The sequence below is a fragment of the Acinetobacter sp. MD2 genome (assembly GCF_035615575.1).
Lineage (GTDB): Bacteria > Pseudomonadota > Gammaproteobacteria > Pseudomonadales > Moraxellaceae > Acinetobacter.
On record NZ_VTDK01000002.1, the window covers coordinates 292623 to 308334 of the forward strand.

Below are 15712 nucleotides of genomic sequence, written 5' to 3' on the forward strand. Positions count from 1 at the left end.
TGCTTTAAATCTGTAAAAATCATTTGAGGTTTCATCAAGACTCGAATGAATGGTATGTGATATGGCAATCAATGAGAAAAAATATCAAGTCTTTCTTTCAACCTCAGGCGCTGACATGCAAGCCGAACGACAGGTGTTGTGTCAGACTTTAGTGGGTATGGGCTTTTTTGCTTGGGGGCTTGAACAACGGACGCCTTTAACTACAACCCTTGCACGTCGACAAATTGATGAATGTGACTATGTTGCATTGTTGCTTGGACAACACTATGGTGAATTGTCGATGTCGGGCGTGAGCTATATGCAACTTGAATATTTGCATGCCTTAAATAAGCAAAAACCAATGGTGATTTTTCTTCAGCAACCTAGCGCAGGTCAAAATACAACTGAAGATGCAAAAATTCAGGAACAGTATCGACTTTTTCGCCAAAGCTTAGTTCAAGATGTACCTATAGTGGTTGAATTTAGTAGTTTACGTGAGCTTGAGTTAGCTGTACGTTCTCAAATGTCGGCTTTGGTTAAACGATTCTCGGCGCAAGGTTGGGTGCGTTATCAACAAGTCGATTTAGCCCCGCAGATGCAAGGGTTATACGATAAAATTAAAGATCTAGAAGATGAATTAGCACAGAAAAAGATTGAGCTTGAGTTTAAGCAGCCAAGCATTCAGCTGCATGATATTTATGCGATGAATTATCAAGTTCAAGCCTATCAGGATGGACATTTTAAAGAGCTAAAATTGACCTGTGAGCTGTCATGGAAAGCAATTTTAAATATTCTCGCACCTACTTTTCAAAATCCAAGTCCTGAAGATTATTTTGCTTTACGGTTAAATGCATTTTTAAATGAAACAGGGTTAGAGCTTGCGAAAAAACAAATGCCTAGAGCACATGCTGTCGCACGTTCACAGGTCAATTTTAGAGATTTGCATCAAATAAAAAGTGTCATGAAAAGCGGTGGTTGGCTTGTGCAAATTGGACGAGATGACCGTCATCGTGCACTTTGGCAACTGACTGAAAAAGGCAAAGCGATCATTGAAAATTCTATTGCTGTGGAAAAACAGATTTAAGTTGCTTTGTTATTTATGCAGCACATGAATTGTAAAACACCTGAGGATGAGAGTTTCTTTCACTTGCCGAACAAGGTAGATTAGAACTCTCGATTTTTTCAAAGCATGAGTTTCGTGTGAGTAAACCTAAAGTCACCGTTATTTTAGCCAATTTAGGCACACCAGATGCACCGACTGTTCCTGCGGTACGCGAATTTTTAAAAGAGTTTTTATCAGATTCACGTGTGATTGAAATTCCCAAATTGCTTTGGCAAATTATTTTACGTGGTTTTATTTTACCGTTCCGTCCAAAACGTGTGGCACATGCGTATGCTACTATTTGGGGGCAGCAGGCATCACCAATGCGTGAAATTTTATTGGCGCAGACAGCAGCAGTGAAAGCACAGCTATTGGCGCAATATCCAGAATTTGAATTGAATGTTCTACCTGCAATGACTTACGGTACGACAGGGTTGCGTGACTGTTTGGGTGAGTTAGCACCGCAACAACACTTGATTTTATTGCCATTATTTCCTCAGTATTCGGCAACATCAACCGCACCACAATATGATATTTTAGCCGATTGGGTGAAAAAACAGCGTCATTTGCCCGGTTTAAGTATCATTCGTGATTATCATCAGCATCCACTGTATATTCAGGCTTTAGCAAATAGTGTACGTGCATTTCAACAACAGCATGGTGTACCTGAAAAGTTACTGATGTCTTTTCATGGTATTCCACAGCCATACGCCGATAAGGGCGACCCTTATCCTGAGCAATGTCATCGCACCGCAACATTATTGGCACAAGCACTTGGTTTAACTGAACAAGAATGGGCGATTAGCTTCCAATCGCGTTTTGGCAAACAAGAGTGGGTAAAACCCTATACGGATGCATTATTGCAGCAATGGGCAGAAGATGGCGTGCAGTCAGTACAAGTCTTGAGTCCTGCATTTTCGGCAGATTGTTTAGAAACATTAGAAGAATTGGCATTACAAAATGCAGAACTATTTACCCAAGCGGGTGGTGGCAGTTATGCCTATATTCCTGCACTCAATACATTGCCTGAGCATGTGAAATTGCTTGAGCATTTGGTCAGTGCCCATTTAGATGCATTGAAACTGACCTTACAATAGGATTGAATTAAGATGTTGCAAGTCAAAATTGTGCCCGTGACAGTATTTTCGCAAAATTGTTCAATTGTTTGGGACAGCGAGAGTTTAGAGGCGGTTATTATTGATGCAGGTGGCGAGCCTGAAAAATTACAACAAGAAATTACTGCACTTGGCTTAAATGTTAAAGCATTATGGATCACCCATGGCCATCTTGACCATGTTGGTGCAGTTGGGGCGTTGGCAAAAGTTTGGCAAGTGCCTGTAATTGGCCCACATCCAGACGATCAATTTTGGTTAGATGCATTACAAGATGTTTCAGCGCGTTATGGTTTTCCAATTCCCGAAAAAGTACATGTCACGCAGTGGTTACATGGTGGCGAAAGTTTAAGTTTAGGTGAGCATGAGTTTGAGGTGCGTTTTGCACCGGGGCATACCCCAGGGCATGTCATGTTTTATAACGCCGCCCATCAAATTTTATGGACGGGAGATGTGTTGTTTAAGGGGTCAATTGGGCGCACGGACTTCCCGAAGGGCAACCATGAACAGCTATTGGCTTCCATTCAACGAGAATGTTTTTCTTTACCTGATGAAACGCAGTTTATTTCGGGACATGGCCCAATCAGCAGTATTGGTTATGAAAAACAATTTAATCCATTTGTTGCGAATTCAAGCGGATAAGGGTAGTCTTCGCCCATAAAAAATAGGACATTATGAGAGAGAATAGCCTTGAAAAAGATGACATTATTGATGGTGTTGGGAAGCTTGGTAGGATGTACTGCTGCACCAACATGGCAAAAATCAGGTGTAAGTTCATATAGCGCACAAAATAAATTAGCCAAATGTGAATATGATGTGGGCATGAACAAAGTCAAACCTGAATATGAACAACGCTTAATTCGGGCTTGTATGCATGCACAGGGCTTTCGTTTAAGTTCATAAATAAACATTAAAAAAGAGAATCGAATGAGATTCTCTTTTTGATTTTAAAATTCATCTTGACGTGAAAGTTCCGATTGTGGCGAGTCTTGAGTGGGTAAACGGTATTCATCATTCGCCCATGCACCTAAATCAATCAGTTTACAGCGCTCGCTACAAAACGGACGAAAAGGATTATCCTGCCATTGGCTCGGTGCATTGCAACGAGGGCAAGGAAAAGTTTTGGGTTCTGTCATGGTTTCAATCCTGCATTGACTAGATGAGAGTAGGCATTTGCTTCTACTCTTTGTTAGACTTAAGCGACTTGTTTATTAGTTTGATCCGATTATGCAGATTCGTCAATTTCAAGCACAGCGTATGCGTGCCCCACGTCTTTTCCAAGCAATTGAAAATACACCAATTGCGGTGGAAATAGGGGCAGGAAAGGGCAAGCATGCGGTGTTGTTTAGCCAGCAGCAGCCTCAAACTACGCTGTATGCAATTGAACGAACCAAAGAAAAATATGAAGCGATGCTTAAACAGCATCAGTTAATCGAAACGCCATTGCTGTATCCTATTCATGCTGACGCTTTGCCGTGGATCACCCATGCGCTGTATCCTGCACAGGTCGAGCAATTCTTTATTTTATATCCGAATCCAGAACCGCATAATCCGGCGCAGCGTTGGTTAAATATGCCATTTTTTGAGTTTATTTTGTCACGGTTGCAGGAAAATGGCCGCATTACGCTTGCCAGTAATATTCCTGAATATATTGATGAAGCCGAGCAACAATTAAAAGATCTTTGGCAACTGCCATATGAAAAACAAGTGATTGCCTCTGATTCGGCACGGACGCATTTTGAGGTGAAATATTTAGAGCGTGGAGAATTGTGCCAGCAATTGATCATTCAAAAACCCGCAGGTTACAGCACCCGTTTTGATACCTTTCAACCGCTATTAGGGGCGGTGGTTGAATGATGCCGAAAAAGGTTGCCATTGTGGGTGCAGGCCCTGCTGGATTAATGGCGGCAGAGGTTTTAACTGCCGCAGGGCATGACATTCATATTTATGAACAAATGCCATCTGCTGCACGCAAATTTTTAATGGCAGGTAAAACTGGACTCAATATTTCGCATGCAGAACAACTTGAACAGTTTATTGCTCGTTATGACCAAGCTGAGTGGCTTGCGCCGTGGATACGTGAATGTGATGCCAATTGGATTCAAACATGGATGCAGAGCTTAGGCATACAATCCTATGTGGGAACATCAGGGCGGATTTTCCCCAAAGAAATGAAGGCTGCACCTTTGCTACGCGCATGGCTGAAGCGATTAAGCGAGCATGGCGTGAAGTTTCATTATCGGCATAAATGTGTGGCATTGCAGGGCAACTGTTTAAGTGTGCAATCGACTCAGCAAGGTACAGACCATGCTATTCAACGCTTAGCATTTGATGCCATTATTTTGGCTTGTGGTGCGGTGTCTTGGCCAAAACTTGGCAGCGATGGTGCATGGCAAAACTGGTTAAATGAAGACAGTTTAAGCCCATTTCAAGCCAGTAATGCAGGTGTGGAACGGACATGGTCTGACTATATGCAACCTGTATTTGGGCAACCGTTAAAACGCGTGCAGGCATGGGTGAATCCTCAACATAAAACCCATGGCGATGCGGTAATTAGCCACTATGGATTAGAAAGTGGTGTGGTTTATAAGCTCAATCGTGAATTACGAATGCAATTGAATCAGCAGCAAAATATGACGTTATATGTAGATTTATTGCCTGATATGAGCATTGCTGATTTGGCAAAAAAATTACAACCCAATAAAAAACAATCGGTTTCAAATGTGTGGCGAAAGGTTGGTTTAGATGCAGCTAAAGCCTGTCTTGTACGTGAATTGGTGGATAAATCACTGTGGACGCAGCCGGAGCAACTTGTAAAGGAAATTAAACAATTAAAAATTGAATTTGAGTCTTTTCGACCGATTGAGGAAGCGATTAGTTGTGCAGGCGGTGTGAAAATTGATGCTTTAAGTAATCAATTGCAACTGAAACAAAATCCTGCGGTATTTTGTTGTGGTGAAATGTTAGATTGGGATGCCCCTACAGGTGGCTATTTGCTCACAGCTTGTTTTGCAACTGGGCGCGTTGCAGGGCGTGGAGTCGCACAATATCTAGCGGAAGTTGTATGATTGATGTTGGTTACAGTCTAGGTTAATTTAGTAACTTAAATCATTATAAGGATAGGGCAATGACAGAGATTCACAAAGGCAGTTGTTTGTGTCAGGGCATTCGCTATGAAATTCATGGGTTGATTGGTGAAAGTGTCCAATGTCATTGTCAGCGTTGCCGTAAAGCAAGTGGAACAGCGTATGCTGTGACAGCACCCATTCAGGCGGTAGATTTTAAAATTGTGCAAGGCGAAGACTTGCTTAAAAAATATCAGTCTGCACCCACTATTCAGCGGTGTTTTTGTGCCGAATGTGGCTCGCCAATATTGAGTATTCGACAAGAAATGCCTGAGATTTATCGTTTAAGAGTGGGTACTTTAGACACGCCACTCATGCAAAAACCAGTGATGCATATTTTTACGGCTGACAAAGCAGAATGGCATGATATTTGTGACCACCTGCCGCAATTTGCAGAACGCCCATAATTATCATAAAAAAGCGGTAATGGATTGCGATATCCGTTATATTAATCGAATGGGAGATGGCATTCCTCCTTGCACAAACCGCCATTCGGCTAATGATGCCTACGTTTAATCCTTGATTACAGGGAACGTAGGTTTATGCACGTACTCTGTATCCAAGTTTTTAGAGTACGTGATGATTCCAAATTCTATCCATCGTTATCGTACTCTTTTAGATTTCTAAAGGAATATTTCATGTTTTATCCACTTGCTGCAATTGCACTAGGCTCAATTTTGGGTGGCTGGGGACGTTGGTTTCTAGGTCTTAAACTCAATGCAATTTATCCCAATATCCCATTAGGAACGCTGACCGTTAATTTAGTGGGTGGATTCATTATTGGTTTTGCGATTGCATTTTTTGCCCAAAGTAATTTAAGTCCGAATTATAAACTTTTTGTGGTGACAGGATTTTGTGGTGGGCTCACAACATTTTCAACTTTTTCAGTTGAAATGGTCACGTTATTACAAAGTGGAAAATGGACGATGGCGATAACGGCAATAGCATTGCATGTTTGTGGTTCATTGCTGTGTACGGTGCTTGGAATGATATGTTATCAAGCATTGAGCCAACATGGATAAAGCCAGAGAATCCTTTTTTTGTTGTATTGAAATAGATGCTAGTGCTGTGTGCGACAAAGAAAAAGAGCAATGAAAGCAGGCAATTGACTGCTTTCATGTTTGTTGTTTTAAGCTTTTGGTGTCAGTGCTTGGCCTTCAAATTCAATACCCGACCAGCCATGCTGCATAAACTGGCGAATATTTTGATGGTCGGTTGCATCGGGGGTGGCAAGTACCGCAGCATAATGTTCTGCAAAGAGTGCTAAGGTGTCGGCTTGGTTTAAATTTTGCAATTGTGCAAAAGCAAATACTTTGGCACTGCCTTGATTTTCAGTTGCAGCATTGTGTTGTGCGCCATTTTTAAAAGCAGTGGCTTGAACATGAAAAGCTTGTTCGATCGCTGCAATAACATCTTTAAATTGAATTTGACCTGCTTTTAATTGTGTTAAAAGCGTGTGTGCTTGTGCCATGATAATCTCAAAAATTGAAAATTGCCAAGCAGCATAGCATTGAATCTTATTTTTTTAAAAGTGAGTGATAAAAGTAACAGATACTGCTGAAAACAGCAGTGCTGAATAAAACAAAATTTTATAAAAAATGCTATAACTTGCATAATTAGGTCGGTTATGTGATGACATGCATAAACATCAAATTAAATTCAAACATTTATCGGTGATTCAACGCGTTTTATTGCATTTATTGACATGCAAAGCATTGCTGAAAGTACGTCGTTGGTTGATGCGCTATGTCCCTTTTATGCGGTTAAAAAGTGAAGTGACCGATGTGGTGTATTTATCTTGGTTGGTCGATGCCGATGCAGTCATTGCTCAATATCCTGATTTTGTGCCTTTTTGGCAAAAAGATGGCAAAACGATTTTTACAATTTTGACGTATCAACATCATCATTTTGGCTTGGCATTTTTAGGCCCGTTACGCAAATTTTTTCCATCACCCAAGCAAAGTAATTGGCGTTTTTATTTGGCGCCCATGCAAGCCAATAAAACTGTCATTTTTGAACAGGTGATTGTTGATCAGTTGCTTTATGTACTGGGTGGGCGTTTAGCAAGTGATGTGATGCCTGCACAATTGGCAGCACAGTTTGAGCATTGTATAGATAGCAATGCAGAATATGACGAAATAAGTACGCAAATTCAGTTGGATGAACAGTATTCCTTTTCTGCTCAAGTCAGAACAGTAGATCAAAAACAATTACCCAAAACATGGCAGCCATTTTTTAACGACTGGAGTACAGCGGTCAAATTTTTGGTTGATCAAGACCATGCATGGTCGCAGTGGAGTGATGATGTCGGGCGTCTTTCTCAGGGAAATATTGAGATGCCGATTCAATTTGAGCAAATTTCACCTGCAAAAGTGCAACAAATTCAGAGCCCTGAAATTTTAAAACAGTGGACAACGCAAACAGAACCAGAAGTGTTCGCTTTTATTGTGCCAAATTTAAATTTTTATGTTCAAGGTGAACAAATAGTATTGAGCGATACATTATACAAAAAAGAAGCCTAAGAGGAGGAGGGGCTTAGGCTTCTGAATAATTTGAGTCTAAAGGGCTTAACTTAACCAAAAATTAAAGAAATTTAGTCACGTTGTTCATGTTATGTATTTGCTTTGTTAATAGATTAGATCATTTGATATAAAAAAAGCGACCCTTTCGGATCGCTGTTTGGTTACTTAAAAAAATTAAGCTTGACCTTCAGCAGCGACAGCGCGTTGCATATTCGCTTCAAATTCTGCATCGAAGTTGATTGGCGTTAATAACAACTGCGGGAAACTGCCTTTGGTGACCAATTCATTTACAGCTTCGCGTAAGAATGGGAACAAAATATTTGGGCAATATGCACCTAAAATGTACGGTAGGCGGTCATCTTCAACACCATCGATTAGGAAAATACCCGATTGTGTTACGTCCACAATAAATGCAGTTTCGCCCGCATTTTGTGCTTGAACAACGACTTTTAACGATACTTCAAAATGATTTGCATCAATTTTCTCTGCTGCAGAAGAAAGATTGATGTTGAGTTCTGGCTGCCATTCTTTAGTAAATACTTGTGGGCCTGGAATTTCAAAAGATGCGTCTTTTACATAAATACGTTCTAATGCGAGTTGAACTTGTTGTTCTTCACTCATTGTATAAGTCCTTAATTGAAGTGAGGTTTAAGCGAGTAATTGGTCTAATTTGCCATCACGCTCTAAGGCGTATAGCTGATCAAAACCACCAATAAATTGGTCGTTAATAAAAATTTGTGGCACAGTACGATGATTGGTGCGTTGCATTAATTCAATACGTACTTCTGGTGCTTCATTTGAAAGATTAATTTCTTTAAACGCCACGCCTTTACGTTCAAGCAATTGTTTTGCACGAACGCAATAAGGGCAGACGGTTGTTGAATAAATTGTGACTTCAGCCATGTGTAATCCCCTTTATGCTTTAGCTTTTACAAGTGGTAAGCCTTGTGCTTTCCAGTTCGACACACCACCATCTAAACGGTAGCTATCTGTATGTCCAACTTGTTGTAAAGCACTGCCTGCAACTTGTCCAATATTACAAATGAACACCAATGGACGTTCTGAGCTTTTTAACTCTTCAAGATGACTGCTCAGTTGGCTATATGGAATATTACGGCTGCCACTGATGTGACCTTCGCGGAAGTCTTTTGCATCACGTAAATCGATCAAAATCGCATTTTTAACTTTGACTAAAATACCGAGTGATTGTGGTGAAATTTTACGTCCACTCCGTTGTCCTTCAAATACGAAAAACAGAATAATCAGAACGGCGAGAACACCAAACAAAAAGGGGTGATTCCCCATAAACTCAAACCAACGTTCCACAAATTCACCTTATTAGCATTTCTAAATGCGCTAGAGTATAACGTATATTAATAGTGATCAAAATCACTGCTTCAAGAGCAATAGCGCAACAAAATTAACTTTTTTGTTGTGCATCCAAAATTTCATCCGATAAACGTAAAAAACTCTCTAAGCGCCGCAACAAAATTTCACCGTTATCGGCAGCCTGTTGCAAGGCGCAGTTTTTTTCATTTTTATGGGTGCAGTTACGAAATTGGCAGCGACCTAAATAGTTAGCAATTTCAGGGTAACCTGCTTCAACCGCATCTAAATTTAAATGCCACAGACCAAATTCACGAATACCCGGCGAATCAATTAATGCGCCGCGCTCGCCAAAGTCAACCAAACGGGTTGAAGTGGTGGTGTGCTGCCCAAGGGCTGAGTTTTCGGAAATGATATTGGTTTTTTGCAATGCATGAGGTGCAATTTTATTGATTAAAGAGCTTTTGCCTACGCCTGACTGCCCCACAAAGGCAACGGTTTCACCTTCTAAACGCTGTGCAAGTTCGGTTAAATTGCCATCAATACTGCTTTGCAGTACTTCGTAACCTAAGTCTTGATATTCTTGGAGTAAATCTAAAATTGGGTCGTGTTCTTTTAATAAGTCGGCTTTATTTAAGACCAAGAGTGCAGGAATATTGGCATTGTTGCACGCCACCAAATAACGGTCGATCAGCATTGGCGCAGGTTCTGGCAAAGGTGCAAATACAATCACAATTAAACTGATATTGGCTGCCACAGGTTTGACTTTATGATAGCGGTCAGGGCGGGTAAGCAGTGAGCGCCGCGGATGAATCGCAGTAATCACTCCTAAGCCTGTGTTCGGGTCTGCTTGCCATTTAACGCGGTCGCCTGTTACCAATAACTCTAAATTGGTGCGGGTGTGGCAACGCCAAACACTGCCCAGCTCAATCGGCTTCCAAAAAGGTTCAGGTTCGCCTTCTACACATACAGGTGCAATAGGATGTTGTTCAGGTTCTGATAAGGCTTTGACTTCAAGCTGCCGCCCATAATGTTGCACCACCAAACCTTCAAGGTCTTGAGAGGTATCAAGTTCCTCTTGACGAGATTGATGTTGTTTTTGAATACGTCGTTGTTGTTGCTCAGTTAAACGACGTTTACGGATCAGAGCCATTCCTATCCTAAAGCCAGTGTGGAAGATTGGCAAAATAGCATGATGGAACGTGAAATTACAGCCAAGAAGCGAGAAATTTGTTAAGATTGATGTTTTAAATCGATAAGAACTGACCCTATGGCAAGCACCCCAGAAACACGTTTAATTTGGATTGATCTTGAAATGACAGGATTAGATACCGATAACGATCAAATTATCGAAATTGCAACTCTTGTTACCGATGATAATTTAAATGTGTTGGCAGAAGGGCCTGTTTTGGCAATCCATCAACACGATACCATTTTGAATGCGATGGATGAGTGGAATACCCGTCAACATGGTCAATCGGGGTTGGTGAACCGTGTTCGCCGTAGCCAACTAAGCGCACGAGATGCCGAAGTACAAACCCTTGAGTTTTTGAAAAAATGGGTGTCACCAAAAGCATCGCCAATGTGTGGAAACTCAATTTGCCAAGACCGCCGTTTTATGCATCGTTTAATGCCTGAACTTGAACAGTTTTTTCATTATCGTAATTTAGATGTGTCATCGGTTAAAGAGCTGGCGAAACGCTGGCGCCCTGAAATTATGAGTGGTTTGAAAAAAGAAGCTTCGCATTTGGCTATGGATGACATTCGTGATTCGATTCGTGAACTTCGCTATTACCGTGAATATTTTTTTATCACCAATAATTAAGTGAATGATTCTACTTGTTCAATATATTCTTATGATGCAAGTGAGTAATGCTCTTAACAAAATGAAAAACAGCTTATTGAAATTTAAACCATAAGCTGTTTTGAACTTCCTAGACTCCAAAATAATTAATGAAGTTTTTTTAGATATAGCATGAATAATATGTCTTTTTATTCCACAAAATTTTGTGGAATTTGATTAAACTTATTAATTCAATATTAATAATATGTTTCAATCGGAATCGTTTTCTTACGTGTACCTATTGGCCGTATCGAACCGAAAATTTAAAATATTTTGTGATTGGGGATACTTTTGTCTGTTTTAAAAAACAAATTTGTGTACTACTGGTTGGTGGATTCTTATTTTGCTTTTGCGAAAAGTTCACATAGTAAGTACATTAAGTATATTTTCAGATATATAATCAATGGATCTGTTAATTATCAATGGTCTAAGTTTATTAATTCGACCGAGCAACATAAGCGATGGACAAGTTATTATGGATATAGTTTTTTGCGTAAAATGCAGTATTCATATTTGAGTTCACACATCAATAAACAAGAGCAATTGAACATTTTGCAACAGCACTATAATTGGCTTTTTTCTAATATTAAAGAAGAGTCTTATTATCGTGAAATCCATCTATTTAATTCTACTTTTACCGATAGCTTGGAAAACACGCATTTGGTAGAAATTATTTTACAGTGTAACAGTCTTTTTGAATATGAAGGTGAAATGAGCCTTCTCATGAAAGTGAATGGTGGTGTTCAATATACACTCACATTTTCAAGTATGTTAGATAATCAAAAAACATGTTTCTTTATTGGTGGATTACAGGCTGGAAAGCAAGATGTGACAACGCTGGATGGACTAAAAATATTAACAAAAACAATGCATGGATTGCGACCTAAACAATTTATTTTACATGCATTATCTATTTTGGCGAATCAATTTGCTGTTGATGATATCTTTGCGATATCAAATAAAAACCATGTGTTTAATGGATTACAAAGGTTGTGGACGAAAAAGCAAGTAAAAGCATCGCTTGATGGTTTTTGGGAGGAATTCGATGCTAAAAAGCTGGCAACGGGGAATTATTGTTTTAAACCACTGTCAAACAACATTGATTTAGAAGAAATTGCATCTAAAAAAAGAAGCCAATATCGCAAGCGACAGTTGATATTAGATGAGTTGAATGAGCAAATGGTGAAAAATTTAAATAATATTCGACATATTGTCTAAAATAAAAAAACCTGTCATGGCAACATGACAGGTTTTTTACTGGATGATGGATATTATTTTAAATACCAGCCCCATGGTTCTGAACTGTTATAGGTTGTAATCTGCTTTACTTCTAAATAGTTGTCTAATCCCCATTCGCCCAGTTCTCGCCCAATGCCACTTTGTTTATAACCCCCCCAAGGTGCTTGGCAAAAGGTTGGCTGTGAACAATTGATCCAGACAATTCCTGCACGTAATGCTCGAGCCACCCGATTACAACGTTCGCTATTTTGTGACATGACCGCTGCTGCCAAACCAAAAATAGAATTGTTGGCACTAGAGATTGCCTCCGCTTCGGTTTGAAATGAGCGAATACTCACCACGGGGCCAAAAATTTCTTCATTCCACAGAGGATGATCTTCAGGTACATCTGCGAATATGGTAGGTTCGATATAATAGCCCGTTGCTAAGTGTGGCGGACGTTTGCCACCACTCACCAAACGGATACCATCATTGATACCATTTTGAATGGTAGTGCAGACATGTTGGTATTGTTTTTGATTGATCAATGGCCCAAGTTTTACCTCAGTTTCAAAACCATTGCCGATTTTAATTTTTTGCGCTTCAGTTTTTAAGCGATTCAGCAAGGGTTCATAAAGATCTGCATGGATGAGTACACGAGAAGTTGCTGAGCAGACTTGTCCTTGATTCCAAAAAATTCCAAACATAATCCATTCAACCGCAGCTTCGATGTCACTATCTTCAAAGACAATGAAACTTGATTTTCCACCTAATTCAAGGCTGATATTTTTGACCTGATACGCAGCGCTTTGCATAATGTGCTTGCCAACGGGCACGCTACCCGTAAAGGCAATTTTATCAATCATTGGATGTTCGGTCAGCATTGGGCCAATGTCTGAACCAATACCCGTTAAAATGTTAAGTACACCCGCAGGTAATTGCACTTTTTCGGCGATTCGTCCAAGTTCAATGGCTGTAAGCGAAGTTGCCTCGGCAGGTTTTAAGATTAAAGTACAACCTGCGGCAAGAGCAGGGGCCACTTTCCATGCTGCCATAAGCAGTGGATAATTCCATGGAATAATGGCACATGCAACGCCTACAGGTTCTTTACGTGCGACGCTGCTAAAGCGTGCATCTGGCAAGGGAATCACTTGCTCAGTGTTATGATCTAGGTTTTTGGCTAAATTGGCGTAAAAATCAAAGCAATCAGCAGCATCATTAATATCCCATTCTGCTTCGGCATACGGTTTGCCATTGTCTTGTACTTCAAGTCGGCTTAACAGTTCAATGTTTTCACGAATTTCGTTGGCAATGGCATGTAAATAATCGGCGCGTTTCTGACCTGACAAATCTGACCATATCCCACTATCAAAGGCTTGACGCGCGGCTTGAACGGCAAGCTCTACATCGGCAGCAGTTGCAGATGCAATCTGCGCGATTTCGATTTCAGTACTGGGGTCAATACTTGCAAAATTTTTTTTAGAATCAACCCATTGTCCATTAATAAAAAACTGGTCATATCTATTCATATTTTAATTCGCTCAAGTTTATGCAAAGACTAGCAAAGTGCCAATCGGCAATTAAGGATATAAATAATCAATAAGTGAAAAACAGTGTTTTGACAAGTACTTCTTTCATCCAACAAATTGCAACATAAATCATGCTTGAGCGAAATTTTTAATTCCTCTATATTGATTAAACTCACCCCATTTGGCTTATTTCTGTTTTCTGTGACTCAAGCCAGGTTATAGGAGTATAAACAAGAGAATTGGCATAGCATTTGCTAATTTATAAACAAAAATGGAGCTTGTCCTCGACAGATTTTTATTCTAAAAAATTGAGTGATTCAAATTGTGACGCTGATTTTTTAAAAAGGAGATGAAGGTCTCGGCATCGAAGTTATTTATCTTTTATTTGTGTTTAAGCATACCTCACATACTGTAATTTTACCGAAAACCCCCTGTTTTATAAGCATATAACTTTGATTCTGTAACTGTTTAGCTGTATTTGGGAAGAATCAAAATTCTAATAAAAATCGGAGAATACCTATGTTAAAGATTAATAAACCCATAATTTTAGAAGATGTTGAATATAGGCCGAGCATTCATAATAAGCTCGATAAAGAATGGAGTTGGCTTAATCCGAAATGTGCCGATATTGAACAAGCTGCCAATTATTACGAAAGCTCATTAAATGAATGGCATTGCTTTGATGCACTTTCGACCGACCAAGAATGTGATGTAGTGGTCATTGGTGGTGGTTTATTAGGTGCATCTACTGCGCTGCATTTGTCGGAGTTAGGCATTGACACAATTTTGGTTGAGAAAAATCGGATTGGTAGTGCTGCTTCTGGGCGTAATGGAGGGCAACTCACACCAGGGCTTGCACGTTGGGAAGCGGCAGAAATGCTTGACCACATGAGTGTGGAAGATGCGAAAAAATTATGGCGTTTTACAGCCAATGAAGCCATGGATTTGATTGATGAAATTAGTGATAAATATGGTTTAGCGCTTGACCGCAAGCAAGGACACATTACCGCAGCGGTACATGAAGGACATTTGATTGCGTTAACTCAAGGTGCCGATGCACGCAAATTTTTAGGCGAAGATCATACCAAAATTGTGGGTCAGCACGAGGTGCATAATTATGTGAACAGTGAAGCTTATCATGGTGGTTTAATTGACTATTTGGGTGGGCAAATCCATCCTTTGGCGCTAACACGTGGTTTAATTTATGGCTTCAATCAAAATGGTGGTCAAGTTTTTGAGCAGACAGAAGTCATAGAATTAAAAACGCAGGCGGATGGTATTTATGTGAAAACCGCACAGGGAGTAATTAAAGCCCGAAAGAGTGTAGTTTTGGCGGTGCATCATGCCTCGTTTAAATTGCTCGAATCACATAATCATACGACCATTCCATTGTTTACTTATGTGTGTACGACTTCGCCGTTAGAGATTGATTTAAAAGAGTTAATACCTGCGGATTATGCGGTTTATGATACGCAATTTGCGCTTGATTTTTATCGGGGTGTTTCTAAAAATCGACTGTTATTTGGTGGCGAAGGAACGGGAAGTTGTTGGAATGAGCACAAAGCGTATCAATATTTACTTGGACGTATTCATCATGTTTTTCCGCAATTAAAGTCGGTTGATTTAGACTTTGTTTGGAGTGGTGAAACTGATTTAACCTATAACGGTGCAACTGATTGCCGTAAATTTGGCGAAAAGTATCCAATTTATGCAGTGCAAGGTTGGAGCGGACATGGCGTTGCGCAAACAGTTCGGATTGGTAAGGCAATCGCACATGACTTTATTGGTGTATCGCATGACTATGAAATGCTGACCAAAATTCCACATAAAGATATTTTATTTGGGCGTGAACTTGCACCTTTTGCTATTCCACTCGCGAAGAGTGCCTATGAAATTAATGCTTTTTTTAATCCTGCAAAATTGATTTCGTTTTAACACGCTTTTAAGCGGTAAGGT

The 15712-nt window shown here is 40.0% G+C and carries 19 protein-coding genes and 1 riboswitch; of the genes, 12 read left to right on the forward strand and 7 right to left on the reverse strand.

Annotation, left to right across the window (positions count from 1 at the left end; translation table 11 throughout):
* The first annotated feature begins 67 nt into the window (after positions 1-67).
* The 4 genes from FXN70_RS04595 (at position 68) to FXN70_RS04610 (ending at position 3096) form a co-directional block, all read left to right on the forward strand.
* Entirely contained in the window at positions 68-1063 is a 996-nt protein-coding gene (locus FXN70_RS04595) for a DUF4062 domain-containing protein (RefSeq protein WP_324646377.1), read from the forward strand.
* 116 nt (positions 1064-1179) lie between these two features.
* On the forward strand, positions 1180-2178 hold the full coding sequence (hemH, locus tag FXN70_RS04600) for a ferrochelatase (protein WP_324646303.1): 999 nt from the start codon (positions 1180-1182) through the stop codon (positions 2176-2178).
* 12 nt (positions 2179-2190) lie between these two features.
* Positions 2191-2835 carry an MBL fold metallo-hydrolase gene (locus FXN70_RS04605; protein WP_324646304.1) on the forward strand — a complete coding sequence of 215 codons (645 nt, stop codon included), beginning with the start codon at positions 2191-2193 and terminating at the stop codon, positions 2833-2835.
* Between the two features lie 48 nt (positions 2836-2883).
* Positions 2884-3096, forward strand: coding sequence for a hypothetical protein (locus FXN70_RS04610; protein ID WP_324646305.1), 213 nt, complete (start codon positions 2884-2886; stop codon positions 3094-3096).
* A gap of 44 nt (positions 3097-3140) precedes the next feature.
* Here FXN70_RS04610 and FXN70_RS04615 read toward each other — a convergent pair whose 3' ends face one another.
* A complete protein-coding gene (locus tag FXN70_RS04615; RefSeq protein ID WP_324646306.1) occupies positions 3141-3329 on the reverse strand; it encodes a DNA gyrase inhibitor YacG in 189 nt (62 codons plus the stop codon).
* A gap of 91 nt (positions 3330-3420) precedes the next feature.
* On the opposite strand from FXN70_RS04615, the gene FXN70_RS04620 reads away from it, so the two are divergent.
* From FXN70_RS04620 to crcB, 4 genes are all read left to right on the forward strand, one after another.
* A complete protein-coding gene (locus FXN70_RS04620; protein WP_324646307.1) occupies positions 3421-4050 on the forward strand; it encodes an SAM-dependent methyltransferase in 630 nt (209 codons plus the stop codon).
* Positions 4050-5261 (forward strand): TIGR03862 family flavoprotein, encoded by a 1212-nt coding sequence (locus tag FXN70_RS04625; RefSeq protein WP_324646378.1) that lies wholly within the window; start codon positions 4050-4052, stop codon positions 5259-5261. Before FXN70_RS04620 ends, FXN70_RS04625 begins: the two co-directional genes overlap by 1 nt.
* A 59-nt stretch (positions 5262-5320) precedes the next feature.
* On the forward strand, positions 5321-5725 hold the full coding sequence (locus FXN70_RS04630) for a GFA family protein (protein ID WP_324646308.1): 405 nt from the start codon (positions 5321-5323) through the stop codon (positions 5723-5725).
* Between the two features lie 43 nt (positions 5726-5768).
* Positions 5769-5834: riboswitch (Fluoride riboswitch) on the forward strand.
* A gap of 122 nt (positions 5835-5956) precedes the next feature.
* Entirely contained in the window at positions 5957-6340 is a 384-nt protein-coding gene (crcB, locus tag FXN70_RS04635; protein ID WP_324646309.1) for a fluoride efflux transporter CrcB, read from the forward strand.
* 107 nt (positions 6341-6447) lie between these two features.
* Here the strand turns inward: crcB and FXN70_RS04640 are convergent, their stop codons facing one another.
* On the reverse strand, positions 6448-6789 hold the full coding sequence (locus FXN70_RS04640) for a HopJ type III effector protein (protein ID WP_324646310.1): 342 nt from the start codon (positions 6787-6789) through the stop codon (positions 6448-6450).
* Positions 6790-6955: 166 nt separating this feature from the next.
* On the opposite strand from FXN70_RS04640, the gene FXN70_RS04645 reads away from it, so the two are divergent.
* Positions 6956-7840, forward strand: a complete 885-nt coding sequence (locus FXN70_RS04645) for a hypothetical protein (protein WP_324646311.1) — start codon at positions 6956-6958, stop codon at positions 7838-7840.
* A gap of 174 nt (positions 7841-8014) precedes the next feature.
* Here the strand turns inward: FXN70_RS04645 and secB are convergent, their stop codons facing one another.
* The 4 genes from secB to rsgA form a co-directional block, all read right to left on the reverse strand.
* Complete coding sequence (gene secB, locus FXN70_RS04650; RefSeq protein ID WP_324646312.1) at positions 8015-8461, reverse strand: protein-export chaperone SecB; 447 nt, start codon at positions 8459-8461, stop codon at positions 8015-8017.
* Positions 8462-8488: 27 nt separating this feature from the next.
* Positions 8489-8743, reverse strand: coding sequence for a glutaredoxin 3 (gene grxC, locus FXN70_RS04655; protein WP_324646313.1), 255 nt, complete (start codon positions 8741-8743; stop codon positions 8489-8491).
* 12 nt (positions 8744-8755) lie between these two features.
* Positions 8756-9166, reverse strand: coding sequence for a rhodanese-like domain-containing protein (locus tag FXN70_RS04660; RefSeq protein WP_324646314.1), 411 nt, complete (start codon positions 9164-9166; stop codon positions 8756-8758).
* A 94-nt stretch (positions 9167-9260) separates the two neighbouring features.
* On the reverse strand, positions 9261-10319 hold the full coding sequence (gene rsgA, locus FXN70_RS04665) for a ribosome small subunit-dependent GTPase A (protein ID WP_324646315.1): 1059 nt from the start codon (positions 10317-10319) through the stop codon (positions 9261-9263).
* 117 nt (positions 10320-10436) lie between these two features.
* Between rsgA and orn the strand changes: the two genes are divergently transcribed.
* Together orn and FXN70_RS04675 are read left to right on the forward strand one after the other, a co-directional pair.
* A complete protein-coding gene (gene orn / locus FXN70_RS04670; RefSeq protein WP_324646316.1) occupies positions 10437-10991 on the forward strand; it encodes an oligoribonuclease in 555 nt (184 codons plus the stop codon).
* A gap of 348 nt (positions 10992-11339) precedes the next feature.
* The gene (locus FXN70_RS04675; protein ID WP_324646379.1) at positions 11340-12227 is read left to right on the forward strand and encodes a DUF535 family protein; all 888 of its coding nucleotides are present in this window, start codon (positions 11340-11342) and stop codon (positions 12225-12227) included.
* 53 nt (positions 12228-12280) lie between these two features.
* Here the strand turns inward: FXN70_RS04675 and FXN70_RS04680 are convergent, their stop codons facing one another.
* The gene (locus tag FXN70_RS04680) at positions 12281-13756 is read right to left on the reverse strand and encodes an aldehyde dehydrogenase family protein (RefSeq protein ID WP_324646317.1); all 1476 of its coding nucleotides are present in this window, start codon (positions 13754-13756) and stop codon (positions 12281-12283) included.
* 519 nt (positions 13757-14275) lie between these two features.
* Between FXN70_RS04680 and FXN70_RS04685 the strand changes: the two genes are divergently transcribed.
* Positions 14276-15691 (forward strand): FAD-dependent oxidoreductase, encoded by a 1416-nt coding sequence (locus tag FXN70_RS04685; RefSeq protein WP_324646318.1) that lies wholly within the window; start codon positions 14276-14278, stop codon positions 15689-15691.
* The last annotated feature ends 21 nt before the right edge of the window (positions 15692-15712 follow it).